This is a genomic window from Chloroflexota bacterium, from assembly GCA_020161265.1.
GTDB lineage: Bacteria > Chloroflexota > Chloroflexia > Chloroflexales > Herpetosiphonaceae > Herpetosiphon.
The window spans coordinates 16,912-39,931 of record JAIUOC010000003.1 but is presented as its reverse complement, the minus strand read 5'-3'; the positions used below and the strand labels follow the sequence as shown (position 1 = coordinate 39,931).

Sequence of the window (23,020 nt, the reverse complement as noted above, 5' to 3'; positions counted from 1 at the left end):
TTATTGCCAATAGCCGGTCATCAAATCGCCACCACGAGTTGGGATGCCGCCGCCACCTGGCACGGCTTGCCCAGAGCCATTGTAAACCGTGAAGGTCACTTCTTGGCTGGGGGACAATCCACAAACATTGGTATTACCAGCGCCATCGACATTGCCGCGATTGCCTAGCCCATCGACGGTCACAAACCAGCCGCCCGTGTTAACCCCACGAATATGCACGGCAAAACAGGTTGGATCAACCGCATTTTCGGCATATTTTTGGAAGTACAAGCGTTGAGCTACCGGAGCAGTCGTTGGTGGTGCTGGCTTAGTTGGGGTCGCTGGCACGGCGGTTGGTTGGGTTGCCGCAATCCGAGTGTTAGCAGTAGCAACGTCTAAACTGCTGTCCAGATCCTTGAGGGCGGCAGCTTCGCGATAGATCGCATTGGCCTCAGCGGTATCGCCAGCCTCTTCTAGCTCTCGCCCGCGTCCAAGATAGGCCTCGTACAATTGCTTGACGGTTTGTAGCTTACCCATAAGCTCGCCAAACTCAGCGCTACCAGCGGTTTGGGCTTCTTTATAGCCATTAATCGCTGCTTGCCAATCTTGTTGTTCGGCGGCAGTTTGGCCATTGCGATAGACATTCAGCACTTTGGCTAAGTTACCACCTGGTTGATGGTCGGGCTTGAAACTAAAGGTTTTGTTGAGAATTTCCAAGCTTTCAGCAACGTTGTCGGGGCCAGTCAACTCGCTGACCGCCCAATTGTAGTAAGTTGCCGAGCCAATGTTGCTCAAATCAAGATAGGCTGGATCGATGGCGAGCACTTTATCGAAGGCCGCCGCTGCATTAGGCCAATCTTGTTTGGCATAGGCCTCTTGCCCAACAATATACTCTAAGCGTTTGGCCTCTTGGGGATCGGCGGTTTCGGCCACAGTTGGGGTGGCCGCATTGGTTGCCGCAACCGTTGGAGTACTCTCACCAACTGCAACTACTGAGGTAGCCGTAGCACCACTAGCAATATTTGGATCGTCCTCGCCTTGGCCAAAGCTCAAAAATGCAATCACAATCAAGGCTAAAAGTGCACTACCTAAGGCCACGAGAACCTTTGGCGAACGGAAGAAATCCTTGGCTCTCGCGACTGGCGATGCTTTTGGTGGCATAGCATAGGGCGGTGGCGCTGGCGCATATTCAGTTTCCGCTGCCTGAGCTGCTTGAACAGGAGCCGCAGGTCGCGCAAGGTCAATCCGTTGGGCATTAATTGGCCGCGCTGGCCCCTTTTTTGGCAGTTGCTGGTTTGGCTGCGAAGCCCCAGCCATAGGTTGATAGGTTTGATTGCCAGTTGCTGGTGGATAGGCCTGATTACCCGTAGGCGGCATATAGGTTTGGTTACCAGTTGCTGGCGGTGGATAAGCTTGTGGCTGATTCGGCGGATAGGCCGGATACATCACGGTGCTTTCGTTATCAACTGGTTGGTTGGTACGGCTTGGAATTGGCTGATTGGGCACGCTTGCATTTGGCGTGTACATCATGGTGCTTTGGTTATCCAGCGGCATCGTCGGCGCAGCTGGCAACGATTGGTTGGGCTGGGACTGCACACTCGGCAAGGGTTGATTTGGCTGGGTAATCGGCGCTTGACGCAACGGTGGGTTGGCCGCTGGTGGCGTATAAATCTGGGTTGCATCAACTGGCGGTTTAGCCACTGGTGCAGGTTGTTGCACCACCGGATTCGGCGTTGGTGGCGTGTAGATTTGAGTTGCATCAACTGGCGGCTTGGCCGCTGGCGCAGGTTGTTGCACCACTGGATTCGGGGTTGGTGGCGTGTAGATTTGGGTTGGCTCGTTTGGTGGTGGCGCAGCCTGTTGATTGACCACCGGATTTGGTGTCGGCGGCGTGTAGATCATCGTGCCTTCGTTAGCCTCAGGCATGGCCGCAGCTGCCGCAGATGAGGCAGCAACCCCAGCTACAAAGGCTTGAGTTGGGTTATCGCCACTTGGCTGATTGCGTGGTGGTGGGCGATTTGGCGCTCCAGGCCGACCAGCAATTGGAATCATCGGGCGACCACTGGCATTCAATTGTTGCGCAGGTCGATCGCTGACCCGATTAAATTTAGCTTGTTTCAAGGCCTCGACAAAATCCGACATCGTGGCAAAGCGTCGAATTGGATCTTTGGCGGTTGCTTGAGCCAAAATTTCAGCCGTTAACGGGGGCACATGCGGCGCAACATCTTGCAATGGTGGCAGCGGCGTCGTTAAAATTTTGCTCATGGCAATTTGGGCATTAGTGCTGATGTTGGCATAGGGGTTATGCCCAGCCAACGATTCATACAGAATCAAGCCCAAGGCATAAATATCCGAGCGCACATCGGCGGTTTCGCCCTCGAAAATTTCAGGCGCAGTATAGGCGACCGTGCCAGCAAAACCGCCAGCCTTGGTCATACGGGCCTCATTGTTGGCGAGAGCAATCCCAAAGTCGGCGAGCACAGCATGGCCGTTGCTACGAAACAAAATATTACTCGGCTTGATATCGCGGTGAATAAAACCCTTGCCATGGGCATAATCCAAGGCCGAGCCAATTTGCTCACCCATTTCAAGCGTCGTGTTTAATGGCTGTTGCGGCTGTTGACGCAAGCGATCAGTCAGCGTACCCCCAGCGATATATTCCATAGCGATATAGTGAATCGGCTGGTAGGGGTTTTGGGCTTGGGCAATGTCGCTGGCTTCATACAATTGCACAATATGTGGGTGGTGCAAAGTGCGATTGGCCCGCGCCTCACGCATAAAGCGCTGAAGCGTATCGTTATCGTGGGCAAAATAGGGTGGTAATACTTTGAATGCAACCAGACCATAGGCTTGATGCTGCGCTCGATAGACTTGCGCCATCCCGCCACGGCCAATCTCTTCTTGCAATGTATACTCACCCAGTTGGGTATGTTCAAATGATTTCATTGCTGTAATCCTACAACGTCAACTACGGAGTATCCGCTTCGAGTATCAAGTGCCGAAAATTGCAGGCTAGATTGATGCCCCATTATCACATTATTCGCCAACATTGACAAGCACGAAATTGATTATTTAAAAATTTCATTAATTCGGGTCTAAATCCCTTGCTAGCGCATTGAATCGGATCATACTCACTTGAAAATGCTTGCTAGCTATATGGATATTCAGCACAAACCTCCGTTGTTTCAGTCAATTATGATTAAATACAAAGCATTTTAGCTATATATAATTGTTAGGGTTCGCCAATTTCGTACTACACTATAGCAAAATGCCACTTGCAACTAACGCAGAGTGCGGTATGCTACATCCAACCACCAGAGCTTCCCGCCTAAGTTTTTTAAGGACGATCCATGAATCCGAATATTCGTTTGCTGTCGCTGGCTTGTGAACGGCTCGGTTTGACGTATGAACATTTACACTCGACGGAAAACATTCTGCGCATCGTTGGTCCTACCCGTAATTGGCTGTTTGTCAATTGGAAAGCACCGCTCAACGACAACACAATGAGCGAAATCTGCCGCGATAAAGATTATTTTTTCACCCTAACCCACAATTGGATTAAGCAACCGCAAACTGAATCGTACTTCCACCCGCTCGGGCCGGATCGTTTTGCCAAATATCGGGCCTTCGATAGCCTCGAAGCGATTGCCGACGATGTGCTGGCCAAATTCGCCTTGCCCGTAATGATCAAACGCAATCGTGGCTCGGGCGGCTTGAATGTGTTTCGCTGCCACGACCGCGAGGGCATCATTCGCGCCTTAACCAAAATTTTCGATGGCGCAAGCAAAGATTTTGATTATATCGCGCTGGCGCAAAGCACAATTGAGATTGCTCACGAATATCGCGCCGTCTTTTTGGATGGTCAGTTGATTTTGCTCTACGAAAAAAATATCGATCAAGCCATGTTTGAAGGCAATCTTAGCCCATTGCACTGGAATGGTGGCCGAGCAGTGGTGATTGACGATCAAGCCTTACATACCACGATTAGCAATTTTGCGGCCTCGCTATTTGAAGCCTTGCCTTTGCGCTGGACAGGCTTGGATATTGCCCAAGATCGCAATGGTGAATGGTGGCTGATTGAAGCTAATGCCTCGCCTGGCTTTGAATATATTGCCCGCGATGCTGGTGACGATGTGATCGTTGGCGTTTATACCCAAGTGCTCCAAACTTTAGGCGTTGTTAGCCCCAAACTGGTAGGAGAACTGGCATGATTGAGCAGCGCGACCAATGGATTGCCCAAATTGAACAATTGCCTGCCCAACTGACTGAGTTGGTGCGACCACTCAGCCCAAGCCAACTGACCACACAATTTTTAGCTAACGAGTGGAGCGTCGCCCAAAATATTCATCATCTGGCCGATTCGCATATGAATTCGTATATTCGTTGCAAATTGATCGCCAGCGAGGAAAATCCTACGCTCAAGCCCTATGATCAAGATTTGTGGGCGGCGTTTGGCGATGCACAACAGGCCGATGTCGAAATTTCATTGCAATTGTTGCGTTCGTTGCATGCCCGCTGGGTGCAATTTTGGCGCGAATTGCCTGAAGATGCTTGGCAGCGTACTGGTTTTCATCCCGAAAATGGCCCAGTCAGCTTAATCAGTTTGGTCGAAACCTACGCCAACCATGGCCTCGGCCATATCGACCAAATTCAGCGCACCTTGGCGGCAGAGCCACAAGCATGAGCAGGCTCCAAGCGGTGTTGTTCGACGTTGATGGGGTGCTGTGCGTGCCGATGTTTCGCTTTGCCGCTTATTTGGAGCGCGAACATAACCTCAGTTTCAAGCATACCCAGCCATTTTTCCAAGGGGTATTTTTGGATTGCATCGATGGCAAGGCCGATCTGCGTGAGGTTTTGCCAGCTTACCTTGAGCAATGGGCTTGGCCCAGCGACCTTGATAGCTTCTTGGAGCGTTGGTTTCACGAAGAAAGCTTGGTTGATGCCCGCGTGTTGAATGCGATGCAGCTGCTGCGTGAGCGGGGAATGAAGTGCTATCTTGCGACCAACCAAGAGCGCCATCGTAGCAACTACCTTTGGCACGATTTGGGGATGTGGCGCTGGTGCGATGGCATGTTGGCCTCATCGAGCATTGGTACACGCAAACCAATGCCCGCCTATTTCGAGCGGGTTACCCAGCAACTTGGGCTAGCACCCGCCAGCATCGCCTTTTGGGATGATGTTCAAGCCAATGTTGTTGCCGCCCAAAGCCATGGTTGGCAAGCCCAGCACTATCGCGATTACAGCGACCTAGCGGCTTGGCTCAAAACCAACATTCCCCAGAGTTAAACCCTCAAACGAGGCTGGAGCTAGTCGGTTTGTTCGCTCCAGCCTCGTTCTTGTAATTCTTCGCGTAAACGCTCGGTCAAGCGCTCAGCATCGGTGCGCCAACTATGGGTCGCTGGAGCCAACTTCAAAAATTGGTCAAAATCGGCGATTGCCCGCGCTGCGGCATGCAAGCCATGAAAGCTATGCAAAATGCCACGTTGCAAATATGGCTCGGCCCATTCAGGCTCAAGCTTAATCAAATCGCCAAAATCGCGCACGGCTCCAGCATAATCGTCAAGCTCACGCCCACGAATCACCGCCCGCCGCAAGACCGGCATGCCCCACCACGGGGCATAGGTTTGGGCACGGGTATAGGCATTAAAAGCCCAGCGATACATTTGCTTGGAAAGCGTGCGGTTGCCCCAATAGGTGCAACTTTGGCCCCAGGCAAACCACATTTTGGCGTAGAAAGGAATTTTTGGTTCGCTCATGCAGGATCCTTTCGAGCAATCGTTTTAACCCATGGCGGGCAATTTGGCCGACTATCATCAATATTCCATTGTTCCAGCACCCGCAAGCCAACCCCCGCCAAGGCCTTAGCTACCAACTCAGGTTGATGATAGGCAAAGAAGCGTCCATCGGCCTGCATCTGTTCGCCTTCGCCAATTTTTAGGCTGAGATAACAAACCCCTTGTGACTGCAATACCCGAGCAATTTCGCTCAAGGCTAGCGAAAATTCCAAATGTGGTAGATGCAATAACGAGGCTTGCGCCCAAACGCCTTGCACGCTGGCCGCTGCAATCGGCAAACTCCGCGCATCGCCAGCAACCAAAGCAACTTCAGCCTGTTTGGCAAATTGCAACATGGCCCACGTTGGGTCAAGCCCAACTACTTGGTAGCCAGCTTCACGCAGCATCAGGGCATCGCGGCCAGGCCCACAACCAACCTCAAGAATTTTAGCGGGTGCGGCCAAGTAGTGCATAAAACGATCGCGTGATTCTAAAGTCCAAGCACTAATCGCTCCTCGCCGTTGCTGATAATCATCGGCAATCGTTTCGTAGGTCGCCACGGTTTGATTAGCCATACGCTCAGTTGGCTTATGCAGGATGGCGTAAAAATTGCCAGGAGCACTGGTCATTTCGCGACGTTCGTGATAGCGATAGCCCCAACGCTCATACATCGCCTGATTTTCGGGCGAAACTTCCAGCGCACCCAACGAAATGCTTTGATAGCCTTGGGCGCTGGCCCATTGTTCGACTGTTTGCACCAAAAGCTTGCCATAGCCACGGCCTTGAGCGGCAGGATCGACGCTCAAACGCCAGAGGTGCAAATCGGTGTCGGTTGGGCTGAATGTGCCAACCCGCACTGCTGCTACAATCTGGCTTGCCTCTTCGACCACCAAAATTTGCCAATTAGGATGTTTGGCCTGCGAGGCACTCAGGCTCTCGACAGTTTCGTTATAGACATAGGCATACAGCTCGCTTTTGGCGCGTTGCGGGGCATAGGCCGCATAGGTTACCGCAATCACCGCCGGATAATCGGCGCTGCTGGCCAAACGAACTTGCACTTGTTGACGTTCCATTGCGCTCCGACCTTAAACAGCAAAATACTCCGCTCTCTACTATACATCAGAAGTTTAAAGCAGGATTAATCGTTGGTTTGACCAGTTGCTAAAATAATTTTCAAGTGGCTTTCGCCATAGGCAGCGGGGTAATCCAAGGGCGAGGCTGGATAATTGGCTTCAATTATGCCATGCCAACGCCCTTGCTGCATACCGCGTTCAACTTGACCGCGAAATTGCCGCCGCGAAAGCCCAACATGGTTACAGCAAGCGATCAAATGGCCATCGGCTGGCAACAACTGCACCGCCAAGGCTACCAAATCGGCATAATCTTCTTCGGCTCGCCAGCGCTTGCCCCGATTGCGAGCAAACGACGGTGGATCAAGAATCACCACGTCGAATTGGCGGCCTTGGCGCACCCAACGGCTGAGCCAATCGAAAACATCGCCAAACACAAACTGACGATCTTCAACCGCCAACTGATTCAGGCCATAATTGATTTTGCCCCAATCCAGCGAGCGCCGCGAAAGATCAAGGTTAGTCACGATTGCCTCGGGGGCATCGGCAAAGGCTGCCACCCCAAAGCCACAGGTATAGGCAAACGTGTTGAGCACGCGCAATTGGCGCTTGGCAAGCAAATTGCGCACCCGTTGGCGAGTTTCACGCATATCGGCATACAAACCAATGCTCAGGCCATCGTTAGGCCGTAATTCATAGCTCAACCCAGCTTCTTGCACCATCACTTGCTCGACTGGCTCACCCCAAACTGGCCTAGCGGGAGCCAACTCAGCCATCGCGGCCTCGTCAACTTTGGCAGCAGCGCGCGGGCGATATTTGGCATACATTGCTTGTGGTTGCCATCGCGCAACCAACGCGTTGATTAAGCTAGCTGGCACTTGGCGCACATGTTCGTCATAGCATGAGGCAATTAATACCTGATCAAGTTTATCGACCGTCCAATGCTGGAGCCAAGGATGGGTCAGGCCATCGCTTGGGCCATGAAACACCCGAAACATCGTCGTAGCAGGATCGGCTGCCAGCACTGCGCGACGCTCAGCCGCCAACTCAATTAAGCCATTCAGCGCAGCTAGCTCGGTGCTTTGTTGTAATTCGGGCAGGCCTTGCGCTACCCGCGTGAATAAGGCCGGAGTTGGCGCTTGAATATGCAATGGCTGTTGGGTAAGCGGGTGGGTGAAGCGCAATTCACTGGCATGCAGCATCAGTCGTGGCGCAGCTCGTGCCACATCATACAGAGGATCGCCAACAATTGGATGGCCCAAAAATTCGCAATGCACCCGCAATTGGTGGGTTCGGCCAGTTTTCGGCTGTAATTCCAACAAGCTAAATCGCTGATCAGGGCTGCTGGCCAAGACCTGATAATGCGTAATTGCCGATTGAGCACGCCGATCATGGGCTGGAGCAACCTGAATCATGCCATCGCCAGCAGGCGCAAGTGCAGCATCGATGACCCCTTGGCTTTGGCTGGGCATGCCATACACCAAGGCTTGGTAGGTTTTTTCAATCGTATGTTCAGCAAAGGCCGTGGCTAAATTGGCATTGGCGGCGGGGTCAAGCGCAAACAGCATCACGCCCGAGGTATCGCGATCAAGTCGCTGATGAATCGCCAAATATTCAAGTTGCAATTGGGCACGCAAGGCCCGTTCAACATCGGTTAATGCTAAATCGCCTTGGGGCGCGTGGGTCGCCACCCCCGTTGGTTTATTGATCACCACGATTTGCTCGTCACGGTAGAGAATTTCTATCTGCATTGGTTTTATTCCTTCATTTAATTGCTGCTTAGTGTACCGTAAAAGAGCATAGAGCATAGAACATAGAACATAAGGGGAATCAGAAAGCAGAAGGCAAAATCGGTATGAACGATGGGGCGATGGGCTGAGGGCTATCGGAATATTATTGGGGCAATTCGTGGCTAAAAAATAATTCTTCGCGATCTTCGCGTTCTTCGTGGTTTCAACCCTTCGTGCGCTTCATGTTCTTCGTGGATTAATTGTTTAACGCAGCGGTGCAGAGATCATGCGGCTATTGGCTATCAGGAACATAATCTGCGCAATCTGTGCCAATCTGTGGCTAAAATAACGATTATTGGTGTAATTCGTGGAATTCGTGGCTAAAATAAATCTTCGTGGTTTCAACCCTTCGTGCGCTTCGTGTCCTTCGTGGATCAAATTGCCCCCTCGATCCATGAATCAAGGGGGCAGCTCGGCGCATTACATGCGAAACACACCATATTTAACATCAGCTAATGGCGCGTTGGCGGCTGCCGATAAACCCAGTGCCAAGGCCATGCGTGTATCAAGCGGATCAAGAATCCCATCATCCCACAGGCGAGCACTGGAATAATAGGGGTTGCCCTCAGCCTCGTATTTATCGAGAATTGGCTGCATAAAGGCTTGTTGCTCGGCCAAATTCATGTCTTGGCCTTTGGCTTGCAGACCATCGCGGCGCACGGTCAGCAGCACATTGGCCGCTTGCGAACCGCCCATCACCGAGATTCGGCTGTTAGGCCACATCCAGAGTTGGCGCGGGCTATAGGCTCGACCACACATACCGTAATTGCCAGCGCCAAACGAGCCGCCAATCACCACAGTAAATTTTGGCACACGCGCATTGGAAACCGCCATCACCATTTTGGCTCCGTCTTTGGCAATTCCGCGTTGCTCGTATTCGCGGCCAACCATAAAGCCCGTAATATTTTGCAAAAATAGCAGTGGAATGGCGCGTTCGTTACAAAGCTCAATAAAGTGCGCCGCCTTGAGGGCACTCTCGGAAAATAAAATGCCGTTGTTGGCCAAAATGCCCACTGGATGGCCATAAATGTGGGAAAAGCCCGTCACCAAGGTTGTGCCATAGCGGGCCTTGAATTCATCCAACCGTGAGCCATCGACGATGCGGGCGATAATTTCGCGTACATCGAATTGCTTGCGCGTATCGGCGGGAATAATGCCATACAATTCTTGAGGATCGTAGCGTGGCGCTTCGGGCGTGCGCAACGGCCATGGGTTGGCTTTGCGCCGCTGCAAATTGGCTACAATCGAGCGCGTGATTGCCAACGCATGCTCATCGTTATCGGCAAAATGGTCGGCGACACCAGATAAGCGGGTGTGCACATCAGCGCCGCCTAAATCCTCGGCGCTCACAATCTCGCCAGTGGCGGCTTTGACCAAAGGCGGGCCACCCAAAAAGATCGTGCCTTGTTCACGCACAATCACCACTTCGTCGCTCATGGCGGGCACATAGGCTCCACCAGCGGTACAACTGCCCATCACCACGGCGATTTGCGGAATGCCCAAAGCCGACATTTGGGCTTGATTGTAGAAAATTCGCCCAAAATGTTCGCGATCGGGGAAAACCTCGGCCTGCAAAGGCAAGAATGCGCCACCGCTATCGACCAAGTAAATACAAGGTAAATGGTTTTGCAAGGCGATTTCTTGAGCACGCAAATGTTTTTTGACAGTTAATGGATAGTACGTGCCGCCCTTGACCGTGGCATCGTTGGCAACGATCAGCACTTCAACTCCCGACACCCGCCCAATTCCGGTGATTACACCTGCTGCTGGCACATCATCTTCATAGACTTGCCATGCGGCTAATGTGCCAATTTCGAGCCAAGCACTGCCAGGATCAAGCAAACGCTCGATCCGATCGCGCACCAGTAATTTGCCACGGCGTTCGTGGCGGGCACGTGCTTCAACGCTACCACCTTGGGCAATTTGTTGGGTCTGTTGGCGCAGTTCGGCAGCTAATTGGCGATGAAAATCAACATTTTGGCGAAATTCAGGGCTATGGATATCGAGCGTACTCTGAATGATCGACATTGATCGTTCCTTATCACTAGACGTTCGCTGGGCACATGATACCGATGATCGCGCTTAAAACAAACCAACCCGAATCGTTTGCTCGCCATAGGGAAAATCAGGGTCATCGGGATACATGCCGTAGCGCGAGAAAACCCAAGCCCGCAAAGCATGTTCGTTATCGATTACGGCCTCGAAATGCGGTGGCTGATGGCGCTCACAGGTTGCGACTTCATACTCAACACAAACATTCGGGCGCTGCATATAAATCCCACAGCGGCTATCTTCCTGCAAATGTTCACATGGCAGGGCAATTTCCAATTCCCAGATTGATTGCTTGACTAAGCATTTGACCCCACGATGTAGCACCAACCAGCGCAACACATCAAAATCCTCACGGGTTTCGGGGGTATCAATTGGCAAGACAAACGAGCGGCAACATAAACCACCACAACCAGCACAACTTGGCTGGCTTTGGTTGAGCACATTCAAGGCAAGCGACATAATTTAGTTCCTTGTAGTCGAAATTTGGCACTGGACAACGGGTATTGTAACAAATTGGGGATCGGCTGTTGGGGACTGGGGATCGGGATTTTAATCTGGCTATCAGCTATTGGTTTTCAATAAATCTTCCAATAGCCGATAGCCGATAGCCTATTCTCTCTTCGTGGATCGAAACTGATTCTATGTTCTATGCTGATGCGGCTACAGATTTGGCAGCACTTCTACCACAATCCCAAATAGCCCAATTGCTAGTAGCAAGATTCCAGAGAAGCGATTGAGCCAACTATGCGAACGAGTTGTCCACTTGGTAAACGCCCGTTGAATAGGTTGGGCAAAAAGTGGCAACACCACCAGCGGCCAGCCAAAACCCATACCAAACCATAAAAAGTAGAGGATTCCGTCAGCCAATGCCACTGGGTCGCCAACACCCAACAGAAAAGCACTAATCACTAAGGGTCCAGTACAAGGCAAGGTCATTGGGCCTAAGCCAAGCCCATAGATAAATGCACCTGCCGCTGGATGGCGCATAATTGGCATTTGGAGTTGGCTCATTCGGGTAAAGGGGTTGCGATCAAGCAGCATCAAGATACCAAGGATAATCACGATTGTATAGAGAATTGGTAAGAGCACAGGCAAGAACGTGCTGAGCGATTGCTGTAATAAAAATGCGATCAAGCCAACCACCAACATCAGGGTTAAAATGCCACTCAGCACTAAGATTCCTAATCCTGCCATAAACCAAGCAGGTCGCGCCTGTTTCTGCGTTCCTGCCAAATAGGCCAACATTCCAGGGTAGAGCGGTAACATACAAACATTGCCGAGAATCGCCCCATTGCCCAATACAAAGGCCTCAAAATATTGGCTCATGGTGCGGTTGCTCCTGCTGCTTGAAGCGCACTGAGTAACACATCGCTTGGTTCGATTCCAGTGCTGAGTTCAGTCGTCGTTCCATCAGGGCGAATAATAAAATGTGGCGTTGCTGGAGGATTGGTGATGGTTCGACCAAAGACTGCGGTTAATTCGCGCAACAGCTCGGGAGTGCTCACGGCAAAAAGCCAATCAAACCCAGCTTCATCAGCATAGGCTGCAAGATCATTTGCCGCAAGATCGGTTTCAACACTTAGCCCAATAAATACAACATCGGGATTAGTCAGTTGGGCCTGAGTTTCAGCCACAATCGTAAGTTGTTTACGACAATTGCTGCACCACGTTGCCATTGGCTCAACGTAGATGGTCTTGCCATAAAAATCTGCGAGGGTAAACGATTCACCAGTTCGCGCATTAATTAATGGCAATCTTTGCCAAGCTGCAAGATTCGCGACTGTTGGTACAACCGTTGGTTCAGGGTCATTAACTGTTGCTGGAATTACCGTTGGTGACTGGTTGCCATTGCCTGAATCGGTGACACTGGTGGCCGCAATTGCGGCGGTGGTAGCAGTAGCCGCAACCACAGGTGATGATGGGGTAGTAGGATTGGCTGCACTCCCACAGGCCGACAGCAAAATCATACCAAGCATACAGAGCGTGACCCAACGTAGATGGCGCATACTATCCTCCAAAAGATCGATTCTTGCCCATCTAGTATAGATAGATTTATTTGTATCAAATCTTACAGAAAGCTTACAAAGACAATCATCAAGTTTTGATCCAGAAGCGCAGAGGTATTATGGCTTGAGGCTGAAGGCTATTGGCTGGCGGAACATTTGTTGAAAACCAATAGCCTATAGCCTATAGCCTATAGCCTATTCTCTCTTCGTGAACCAGAACTGGTTTTATATTCTATGCTCTATGTTCTTTGCTCTCGGCTACTAATTCAAAGCTTGCCTGCAAACCACCAAGGCTGCTTGGCGCAACCCAAAGATTAAATTCGCCTGGCTCGACGATCCGTTGCATGGCATTGTTATGGAAACTCAAGTCAGCGCTGCTCAGTTCAAATGTTACCGTTTGGCTCTGGCCTGGCTCCAAATGAATCCGTTGGAAGCCTTTGAGTTCTTTGATTGGCCGAGTCATACAGCCAACCAAATCGCGAATATACAATTGCACAACTTCTGTGCCAGCATACTTACCTGTGTTGGTAATTGTGGCGGTGATGCTGAGCGTATCGCCGATAGTGAGTTTTTGGCTCGATAAACCTAAATTGCTATAGCTAAATGTGCTGTAGCTCAAGCCATAACCAAAAGCAAACAAGGGCCGATGATCAACATCGAGATAGCTTGAGGTAAAGCCACTGGGATCAAGCGGCGTACCCGTGGGAATGCTTGGGGCATCTTCGCTTGGCGGGCGGCCAGTGTTTTTGCGGCTGTAGTAGATTGGCACTTGACCAACCGTGCGCGGGAAGCTAATCGGCAAGCGGCCTGAAGGGTTATCCAAGCCAAACAGCAAATCGGCGATTGCAGGGCCAGCCATCGTACCTGGATGCCAAGCATATAAAATTGCTTGCACTTTAGCTTGCAATTCGCCCAACACCAACGAGCGCCCAGCCATCACGACCGCAACCACTGGCTTGCCGGTTGCCACCAAGGCATCGACCAAGGCCAGTTGTGCGCCAGGTAAATCGATGAAGGCGCGGCTATGGGCTTCGCCACTCAAGCCAGCATCTTCACCGAGGAAGGCGATAACTACATCAGCAGATTGAGCCGCCGCGACTGCCTCGTCAAACAAACTTTGATCTAAGCTGCGGGCTTCGGGCAAACCTTGGGCAAATTGCACCTGCTCAGCGCCAAGCAATGCGCGAATCGCTTGCAACGGGGTTTGGCTATCTTCGGGCTTGCCATCGAACACCCAACAGCCCAGTTGATCGGCGGCATGATTAGCGAGCGGCCCAACAATTGCCACCCGCGTTTGTTGTCGGTTGAGCGGCAAAGTTTGCTGATTGCTCAACAACACACAACTTTCTTTGGCAATTTGGCGAGCCAAGGCCAAATGATCAGGCGCAACTAACGATTCAGCTGCCGCTGCGTTGGCATAGGGTTGGTTGAATAAGCCCAAACGGAACTTGATGCGCAATATCCGCCGCACAGCATCATCAATTAAATCGAGGCTGAGTGCGCCACTTTCGATCAATTCAGCTAGATATTCGGCATAGCTGGTGCTGGCCATTTCCATATCGACCCCAGCCGTTACGCCTTTCAAGGCCGCATCGCGCAAATCAGCGGCATAGCCATGGGCGATCATTTCGGCAACCGAGGCCCAATCGCTGACCACCATGCCATCGTAGTTCCACTCGCCTTTTAAGATTTGGCGCAGCGTAAATTCGTTGCCCGAAGTTGGCACGCCATTTAAATCGTGGAAGGCGCTCATCATGGTGGCCACCCCAGCATCGGCAGCAGCTTTGAATGGCGCTAAATACACATCACGCAAGAGCACTTCGGGAATCCAAGCAGTGTTGTAATCGCGGCCATTTTCGCTTGCGCCATAGCCCACATAATGTTTGGCACAAGCAGCAATCGCATCGGGGGCGGTCAAATCGTCGCCTTGAAAGCCCTCGACCATCGCTACACCCATCAAACTTGAAAGATAGGCATCTTCGCCACAGCTTTCGGCGATGCGGCCCCAACGTGGGTCGCGTGAAATATCGATCATCGGGGCGAATGTCCAGTTGATCCCTGAGGCCGAGGCTTCGCGGGCGGCAATCCGCGCGGCTTCGCGCACAAGCTGAGGATTAAACGAAGCAGCCTGGCCAAGTGGAATTGGGAAGATTGTGCGAAAACCGTGGATCACATCGCGGCCAATTAACAGCGGAATGCCCAAGCGTGATTCTTCAACGGCAATGCGCTGAATTTCGTGGGCATCAGCATCAATCACATTCAAAACCGACCCCAAGTTGCCTTCGCGCACCAGTTGTTGCTGATGTTCGCCAGTGCCATGAAGCTGGCGCATTTGGCCAATCTTCTCGGCAAGAGTCATTTGGGCCAACAATGCTTCAATTTGTTGCTCATACTGCATATTCGTTTGTCCTCATTGAGCCGAATGACTGTCATAGTCAAGTCGGCAATTGCCATTCGACAGCCCAGAAATGGCAGTTGCCACGCATGCAGGATCGGTTTTTTGGATTTGGGGCTAGGAATATTTGGTTGAAATTACTGATTTTTACTTTCGGTAACGTTTCCGGTATCGTTAACGGATATTCTGTAAGCGCTTGCAATTGTGCCGTTAAGCATAAACTCTGTCAAGTTGATAAAAAGGCCGAGGAAATTCCTCGGCCTTTGATACTTAAATTTGGGCTAGATCAATTTAGCGTAAGTAGATATTCGGTTGCGGTGGGTTGCTCATGCCATCGCCCAAGAAAAAGCTGGGATGCGGTGGTTGATTGTAGGCGGTGTTTTGCCAAGCAATTGCCACCCGATATTGAGCATCGTGCATCAAGGTGAAGATGCGGCGGTTGGTACTGGTGCTAGTCGAATAAATCCGCAGTGCGGTGTTATCGCTGGTGCGCCAAATCACCTCTTCGCGCCAATCGCCCAAAATATCGCCGCTGAGCGCTGGGGTCGATTTGGTGCTGTTGTTAGAGCTAACGTTACTGCCAGTCAACAAGCGTGTATCGCCCGATGTGCCATATTTGTCGATGCGGGTGGCATCGAGCAATTCGCGCACTGGGTCACCATCCCACCAAATCAAGAAGTTGGTGGCTGATGGTTTGCGGCCAAGGGTTGCCCCGCTAACGCTACGCAAATTGCTATCCATCGATGACCACGATTCAGCGCCTGGGCTGCCCGACCAAATATCGCCCGAAACGCCGCGCCCATTATCGCCGCCCGCCGCTGTTTGCCACAAAATTTGGCCTGTGCGGGCATCAGCAAACCACGAACTAGGCTTTGATGAATCTTCGCTGACTTTGAAGACTTCTAAGCCAGCCCGACTTGGATCAAGATCGCCGACGTGCATGGCATCGCCGTGACCATTGCGGGTGTTCCACAGCGGCTGACCATTATCATTAATCGTCATGGCTCCAAAGATAATCTCATCTTTGCCATCTTGATCAACATCGGCGATCGAAAGGCTATGGTTGCCTTGCCCAGCATATTGGCTGCCCGCCACATTGCTATCAAACGTCCAGCGCTTGGTCAGGCTGCCATTGCGAAAATCCCAAGCGGCGATTACGCTGCGGGTGTAGTAGCCGCGGCTCATAATCAGGCTCGGGCGTTGACCATCGAGGTAGGCAATTCCACCCAAAAAGCGATCAACGCGGTTGCCATAGCTATCGCCCCACGACGAAACCGTGCCCCGCGCAGGATCATAATTGACGGTCGAGCGAATCACTCCAGTTTGGCCATTGAACACGGTCAAATATTCGGGGCCAGCAAGAATGTAGCCGCTGGAGTTGCGATAATCAGCGCTGGCGTTGCCAATCACGGTGCCAGCATTATCACGCGTGCCATCGGCAGTTTTGGCGGCAACTTCGGCCTTCCCATCGCCATCCAAATCGTAGACCATAAATTGGGTGTAATGCGCTCCAGCCCGAATATTACGGCCCAAATCAATCCGCCATAAACGGGTTCCGTTCAATTTGTAGCCATCAAGATAGACATTGCCAGTATAGCCAGATTGCGAATTATCTTTGGAATTGGTTGGGTCCCATTTCAGCACAATTTCATATTGCCCATCGCCATCGAGGTCGCCGACGCTGGCATCATTGGCGGTGTAGGTGTAGGCCACACCATCGGGGGTTGTGCCACCAGTCGGAATTTGCAAGGCCACATCAAGATAGCCATTGGCGAAATTGAGCGAGTTTTCTGAGGCAGTTTGTTCAACCCCATCGATCACAGGTCGCACGGTGTAAACGCTATTGGCCGCCGCGCCGCTATCCAAATAGCTGGTAGCATTGGTAATTGGGCTAGAATTAATTTTGGTGGTACCACGATAGACGTTAAAGCCAATCGAGCTAGGATCAGTGCCAAACATCCGCCAGCTCACAAAATTATTGCTGCCTTGGCGCACGCTGATAATCCCGCGATTGAGTTTTTCCATTTGGCGGCCTGTGGTTGTGCTTGGGGTGGCCGTGGGCACGCTGGTTGGTGTGCGCGTTGCCGTCGGCACACTGGTTGCCGCATTGATTGCGGTTGGTATGCTAGTCGCAATACGGGTTGCGGTTGGCACACTGGTTGGCGTGCGGGTGGCTGTTGCCGCTGGAGTGGTTGCCGTAGGACTGACGCTGCCGCCACAAGTTACGCCATTGACCGTAAAACTGCTGGGCACGGCCAAACTACCAGTCGTGGTAGCGGTAAAGCCAAAGCTTTGGCTGCCACCAGCGGCGATATTGGCATTCCAATCAACATTTTTGGCACTAACTTGCGTGCCACTTTGAGTAAAGGTTGCATTCCACATTTGGCCAATTTGCTGGCCGCTGGCGGCACTCCAAGCAACTGTCCAGCCGTTGATCACGCTGGTTCCGGTGTTGCGCACCACCACATCGGCTTGAAAACCGCCGCCCCATTGGTTGGTGATTGCATAATTCACTTGGCAGCTGAGGCCAGTTTGGGCATTGGCGTTGGTATAACTCAAACTACTCAGTATTATTGCAATTAATAGCAGGCATATTCGCCAGCGATAGTTCATGGTTTGGGTACTCCTTTGTTGAGGGGTCAGGGATCAGGGGCTAGGGGTCAGGTCAATTGAAACTACTCTTGAGGATTCAGGGATCAGGTGTTAGGGCTAGAACGATTGAAACCACTAAGAACATGAAGGCTAATGCTATGTTCTCTGCTCTATGTTCTATGTTCTAACCCCTGATCCCTGAATCCTAGCCCCTGATCCCCTCGTATTACTTCGCCCCTGCGCCAGCCTGGACTGAACTGCTGAGCGAGCTAGCGGCTTCGGCGCTATAGCTGTAGGGCGGAGTGAAAGCAACGCCAGTGCTAATTTGGTCGCCGCTGGTGTTTTGGTAGAGGTTGCCTAAAGCCTTGAGATCGCCATCGTGCAAGCGGTGCGGCGTGTTGACCCCAATGAAGGCATTATTTTCGAGCAACACTTTGGATTGATAGCCTGAGCTAACGCAATAATCGTTGCCCGTGGTGGTGTACAAATTATTGAATACGTGAATTTTGCCGAAGCGCGTGCGTGGCATACGCTGCATTGCCCCGCCAAACCACCAGTTATGATGGAAGGTCACGTTCAATTTACCGCTATCGGTCGAGGCTGCATCGTCTGAGCTACCAATCAAGTTTGAGAAACGATGCTCTTTGTTGGTGGTATAGCCGAATTTGCTCCACGAAACCGTGATGAAATCCGAGCCATTGTTGATATCAAAGTTGCCATCTTGGCCATTGGTAATCGTCAGGTGGTCGGCCCAAATATGGTGCGAATTGCTAATCCCCAAGGCATCGCTGCCAGCGCGGCAATTATCGTAGCTTGAGCAGCTATTACCGTTGATTGCAAAATTTTGCAAAATAATATTTTGAGCGCCTGAGATTTTGACATTACCTTGGATCAAGGCTCCGTTACTACCGAGGATCGTTTTGTTCGAGGCAACCGTCAGTGTGCCTTGCATTGTGCCTGAGAACTTGATAATCATGGGTGATGATGATTTGGCGTAGTTTTGTAATTCAGTAAAGTTGGCTGCGGTAACTGTGCTGCCGCCAGCGCCACCAGTGGTTGTGCTCAAGCCCGAACCAGCAACCGTGGCCCAGCCAATCAAGCCATTGCTGACCGGTGGATTGGTTGGAACGACGGTAGCCGTGGCAATTGGAGTACGGGTAGCAGTTGCAGCTGGCGTGCGGGTGGCAGTCGCGGCTGGCGTGCGGGTGGCAGTCGCGGCTGGCGTGCGGGTGGCGGTTGGGCTAATGCTGCCGCCACAACTTACGCCATTAACCGTAAAGCCGCTGGGCACGGCCAAGCTACCAGTCGTGGTAGCGGTAAAGCCAAAACTTTGGCTGCCACCAGCGGCGATGCTCGCGTTCCAATCAACATTTTTAGCACTGACTTGGCTGCCACTTTGGGTAAAGGTTGCATTCCACATTTGGCCAACTTGCTGGCCGCTGGCGGCACTCCAAGCAACTGTCCAGCCATTGATCACGCTGGCTCCGGTGTTGCGCACGACCACATCGGCTTGAAAACCGCTACCCCATTGATTGGTAACCGCATAATTAACTTGGCAGCTTAGGCCACTTTGGGCATTGGTGATTGGGCTTTGGATTACGCCAATCAAGGCGGTGGCTAAGCCGGTGGCAATAACCCAACGTCGGGCAATTGATAATTTCATTGGTAAACTCCTAATTTTAGGGATCAGCCGTCAGGGATCAGGGGTCAGGATGATTGCAACCACGAAGCACACGAAGATCGCGAAGAAAAATTGACTATAAGCTTTTGTCCACAGGATCGATAACTTATGCAAACTCAAAGCATATTCCGATCGCCTAGCGCCCATAGCCATATCCCTATGTTCTACACTTACTGACCCCTGAATCCTAGCCCCTGACCCCTACAATGCTTGACAGGTTTTGAGACCGCTCCCAATTACAACTCACATCCAGCTATGTTTCGATTCCCCAGCGACCACGTTGCAACGCTGTGGCGCAGCACAACAATTAAACTAATCGGCAAATTCTTAACAATCATTAAAAATCATGCCTAAAAAAAGAGAGCACTGAATAGCAGGAATAATGAAATGACGAGATAAATTATTCAGTACAAATCGAACTAAATCTTAGAAATAATGTTCAATCCATCGTTTCTAAGTCAGTACCAGCATGAATAAATTTAGACAATCGAATGATTAATTCAATCAAAATTCGAGTCAAGCTTAGGTTAATTTAACCAAGAATGAGGCTTAATAAATTCTGACTAGGCTTGAAATAATCATTTTTATCAATTCATGCTTTAACAAATTGCATCAATAGAAACTTATTACAATCATTGGAATACTTCTATATTCATGCAAATTTGTTCATATATACATGATGCTAACATAGTTAAATAATTAACGCAACTTAATTTTTTAGATTTTTTTAATAAAATATCCAGATCTATAGCATACCGATAGCGACAATTCAGTAAGTTTCAATCAAAAAAAGCTATTTGATATCATCAACATGTTAGGCATAATTTGGTATAAATTAAAAATTCCCGTTACAAAATCGGCAATTTGGCGCTTTCAGCTAGATTGAATTAAGATATTTGTTAGCAAGCGTTTTTGTGGATGAGGAACTGAACATGCAAGTTGTAACAACGATCGAAGAAGTTCGGGCGGCGCGTCGCCAGTGGGCTGAGGTTGGTTTTGTACCAACCATGGGCTTTTTACATGCTGGGCATTTGAGCTTAGTCCAACAAGCCAAAGCCGAAAACGGGGTGTCCATCGCCTCGATTTTTGTCAATCCCACCCAGTTTGGCCCCAACGAAGATTTTGCCAGCTATCCACGAGATACGCCGCGCGACCTCGCGTTGTTGGAAGCGGCTGGTTGTGATTTGGTCTGGATGCCCAGCGTTGAGGAAATTTATCCAGCGGGATTTAGCAGTTATGTTGAAGTCGAAGGGGTGACAGCTCCGCTTGAGGGTGCTCGCCGACCAGGCCATTTTCGCGGCGTAGCCACGGTTGTGACCAAACTATTTAATGTCGTTCAGCCAACCAAAGCCTATTTTGGCCAAAAAGATGCCCAACAAACCGTGGTAATTCGCCAATTTGTGCGCGATTTAGCCATGCCTGTAGAAGTAGTCATCGCCCCGACGATTCGTGAGGCCGATGGTTTGGCGATGAGTAGCCGCAATAGTTACCTGAATGCTGAGCAACGCGCAGCCGCTCCAGTGCTATATCGAGCGTTAACAGCCGCTCAAACCGCCTATGTCGCAGGCCAAACCGATGCTGAGGCTATTCGCCAATTGATGTTGGAAACGCTGGCCCAAGAGCCACTAGCCCAAATCGATTATGTTAGCATCGCCGATCCACGCAGTTTACAAGAACTAACCACGATCGATCAGCAGGGCGCGTTGGTATCGCTAGCAGTGCGCATCGGCAAAACCCGTTTAATTGATAATTTAGTGATGTAACTTGGAGATCGAGGAAAGAACCCACGCAGATTTTAACCACGAAGAACACGAAGCACACAAAGGCTTTTTATCCTATAAGTTTAGTGCTCTTCGTGTTCTTCGCGGTTAAGCCAGCACAATCTTTTGCCTTTGGCTTTTATTTTCATCCTTCATCCTTTGCTCTATGTTCTTTTGCCTTTTGACTTCTGCCTTTTGACTTTTCATTCGTCCTTGCGTTCTACGCTTCTCTGTCGTATGATTTTGGCGAGAATCTCCTTGTTGAGCATTGTAGAACGGCGAGCCTATGGCAAGTGGTCAAGAAACGATTCTAGTGATCGACGATAGCGAAGCAATTCGGGTCAAACTTCAGGCTCAATTGCGTTCGCTGGGCTATCAGGTCGTGTTGGCTGAAACTGGGCGAAATGGGCTAAACGCGATTACCCAACATCATCCGCACCTCATTTTGCTCGATTATCAGTTGCCTGATACCACTGGGTTGGATTTGCTGCGTAAGCTGCGCACCGATGGCAACACCGTGCCAATTTTGCTGATGACCGCCGAAGGTTCCGAACGCATCGCCGTAACGGCCTTCAAAATGGGCGTGCGCGATTATTTGATCAAGCCTTTTGAGCCGCAAGATGTTGCTCAGGCGATTGATCGGGCGCTACGCGAGTGGCGTTTGCAACGTGAAAAAGAAATCTTGCTTGGGCAATTACAAGGCCAAGTGCGCCAATTAACGGTTTTGCATCGGGTTGGTAAGGCGGTAACTGCCCAACTTGATGCCAGCAATTTGCTTGAACGAATTGTTGAAGCCTCGGTCTTTCTTTCGAATGCCGATGAAGGCTTTGTGCAATTAATTGATGATAATCAGTTGGTTGTGCGAGCCTCACACAATATTAACCCATTGCATTTGCGCGAGCTAAGCAAACACACCGATTATGAACTGGCAACGCGCACCATTAAAACCAACAAACCAATTCGGATCAATTCCGAGCGCGATGGGATTCGGGTGCAAGCTAATTATTTGGCCCAGGCTGTGCTCATGGTGCCGTTATTGGTTGGGACTGAAGCCTTGGGCGTGCTGACCGTCGCTGCGACAACCCATCGCCGCAATTTTGATGAAGGTGATGAGCGCTTGATGCAGATGCTGGCCGACTATGCCTCGATTGCCTTGCACAACGCCCGCACCTACAGCGCATTGCGCGAAACCCAAGGTCGTTTGGTTGAAGCTGAAAAATTATCAGGCATGGGGCGCATGGCGGCTTCGCTAGCCCACGAAATCAACAATCCACTGGCGATTATTCGCTCAGGCTTGGAGTTGGTGGCGCAACAACACACCCCTGGCACGGCGCTTGGCGATCTGGTGCAAGGGCTAGATGAAGAAGTGGCGCGGATTGCGCGGTTGCTCTATACCTTGGTGAATTTCTATCAGCCCAATAACGATGGTGTGCCACCTGATCTCAATCATTTGATCATTTCACTGATGCACATCACCAAACCACAACTTGATAAAGCCAATGTTAAACTGTATCAGGAGTTGGCGACCGATCTGCCAGCGCCAAACATTAGCAGCGATGCTTGTAAGCAAGTTTTGATCAATTTGGTGCGCAATGCGATTGATGCGATGCCCGATGGGGGCAAATTGACCATTCGCACGGCCCATCAAAAGGGTCAAATTTTTGTCAATGTTGAAGATAGCGGAATTGGGATTCCTCCCGAACATCGCGAACGTATTTTTGAGCCATTCTTTAGCACTAAAGGTGTGACGGGAACGGGGCTTGGGCTTTCAGTTGTTTATGGTATTTTGCAACAAGTTGGCGGCGCAATTTCGGTAGAGAGCATCGTGGATAAAGGCTCGAACTTTACCTTGCGCATTCCGGTTGCAGCCCAACGCAGCCAATCGCCCGATCTTGATTCCGATGAATTGTTGATTGGTTAA

16 protein-coding genes and 1 pseudogene are annotated in these 23,020 nt (G+C 50.9%); 5 read left to right on the top strand and 12 right to left on the bottom strand.

The genetic code is table 11. From position 1 onward, the window contains the following. Entirely contained in the window at positions 1-2,925 is a 2,925-nt protein-coding gene (locus LCH85_07355) for a protein kinase (protein ID MCA0351798.1), read from the bottom strand. A 404-nt stretch (positions 2,926-3,329) separates the two neighbouring features. On the opposite strand from LCH85_07355, the gene LCH85_07350 reads away from it, so the two are divergent. From LCH85_07350 to LCH85_07340, 3 genes are read left to right on the top strand one after another with little or no spacing between them, the layout of a single operon-like run. Next, positions 3,330-4,190 (top strand): alpha-L-glutamate ligase, encoded by an 861-nt coding sequence (locus tag LCH85_07350; protein ID MCA0351797.1) that lies wholly within the window; start codon positions 3,330-3,332, stop codon positions 4,188-4,190. Further along, the gene (locus LCH85_07345) at positions 4,187-4,663 is read left to right on the top strand and encodes a DinB family protein (protein MCA0351796.1); all 477 of its coding nucleotides are present in this window, start codon (positions 4,187-4,189) and stop codon (positions 4,661-4,663) included. Before LCH85_07350 ends, LCH85_07345 begins: the two co-directional genes overlap by 4 nt. Beyond that, positions 4,660-5,265 (top strand): HAD-IA family hydrolase, encoded by a 606-nt coding sequence (locus tag LCH85_07340; protein ID MCA0351795.1) that lies wholly within the window; start codon positions 4,660-4,662, stop codon positions 5,263-5,265. The genes LCH85_07345 and LCH85_07340 overlap by 4 nt, the downstream gene beginning before the upstream one ends. Positions 5,266-5,285: 20 nt before the next feature. Here the strand turns inward: LCH85_07340 and LCH85_07335 are convergent, their stop codons facing one another. From LCH85_07335 to LCH85_07285, 11 genes and pseudogenes are all read right to left on the bottom strand, one after another. Continuing rightward, a complete protein-coding gene (locus LCH85_07335) occupies positions 5,286-5,735 on the bottom strand; it encodes a hypothetical protein (GenBank protein MCA0351794.1) in 450 nt (149 codons plus the stop codon). Beyond that, entirely contained in the window at positions 5,732-6,826 is a 1,095-nt protein-coding gene (locus tag LCH85_07330) for a bifunctional GNAT family N-acetyltransferase/class I SAM-dependent methyltransferase (protein MCA0351793.1), read from the bottom strand. The genes LCH85_07335 and LCH85_07330 overlap by 4 nt, the downstream gene beginning before the upstream one ends. Before the next feature lie 65 nt (positions 6,827-6,891). After that, entirely contained in the window at positions 6,892-8,574 is a 1,683-nt protein-coding gene (locus LCH85_07325) for an RluA family pseudouridine synthase (protein MCA0351792.1), read from the bottom strand. A gap of 459 nt (positions 8,575-9,033) precedes the next feature. Then, the gene (locus LCH85_07320; GenBank protein ID MCA0351791.1) at positions 9,034-10,641 is read right to left on the bottom strand and encodes a methylcrotonoyl-CoA carboxylase; all 1,608 of its coding nucleotides are present in this window, start codon (positions 10,639-10,641) and stop codon (positions 9,034-9,036) included. 54 nt (positions 10,642-10,695) lie between these two features. Next, on the bottom strand, positions 10,696-11,124 hold the full coding sequence (locus LCH85_07315) for a YkgJ family cysteine cluster protein (GenBank protein MCA0351790.1): 429 nt from the start codon (positions 11,122-11,124) through the stop codon (positions 10,696-10,698). Positions 11,125-11,325: 201 nt separating this feature from the next. Further along, positions 11,326-11,991, bottom strand: coding sequence for a hypothetical protein (locus LCH85_07310; protein MCA0351789.1), 666 nt, complete (start codon positions 11,989-11,991; stop codon positions 11,326-11,328). Next, positions 11,988-12,671: a TlpA family protein disulfide reductase gene (locus LCH85_07305; protein MCA0351788.1), complete on the bottom strand. Its 684-nt coding sequence runs from the start codon at positions 12,669-12,671 to the stop codon at positions 11,988-11,990. Before LCH85_07305 ends, LCH85_07310 begins: the two co-directional genes overlap by 4 nt. A gap of 232 nt (positions 12,672-12,903) precedes the next feature. Then, positions 12,904-15,069 (bottom strand): beta-glucosidase BglX, encoded by a 2,166-nt coding sequence (bglX, locus tag LCH85_07300; GenBank protein ID MCA0351787.1) that lies wholly within the window; start codon positions 15,067-15,069, stop codon positions 12,904-12,906. Positions 15,070-15,357: 288 nt separating this feature from the next. Further along, on the bottom strand, positions 15,358-17,091 hold the full coding sequence (locus LCH85_07295; protein ID MCA0351786.1) for a rhamnogalacturonan lyase: 1,734 nt from the start codon (positions 17,089-17,091) through the stop codon (positions 15,358-15,360). 192 nt (positions 17,092-17,283) lie between these two features. Then, a pseudogene (locus LCH85_07290) lies at positions 17,284-17,679 on the bottom strand (cellulose-binding domain-containing protein). A 205-nt stretch (positions 17,680-17,884) separates the two neighbouring features. Continuing rightward, positions 17,885-19,321, bottom strand: coding sequence for a cellulose binding domain-containing protein (locus LCH85_07285; GenBank protein MCA0351785.1), 1,437 nt, complete (start codon positions 19,319-19,321; stop codon positions 17,885-17,887). A gap of 950 nt (positions 19,322-20,271) precedes the next feature. Here LCH85_07285 and panC point away from each other — a divergent pair. Both panC and LCH85_07275 read left to right on the top strand, forming a co-directional pair. Beyond that, a complete protein-coding gene (gene panC, locus LCH85_07280; protein ID MCA0351784.1) occupies positions 20,272-21,102 on the top strand; it encodes a pantoate--beta-alanine ligase in 831 nt (276 codons plus the stop codon). A 283-nt stretch (positions 21,103-21,385) separates the two neighbouring features. Beyond that, complete coding sequence (locus tag LCH85_07275) at positions 21,386-23,020, top strand: response regulator (protein ID MCA0351783.1); 1,635 nt, start codon at positions 21,386-21,388, stop codon at positions 23,018-23,020.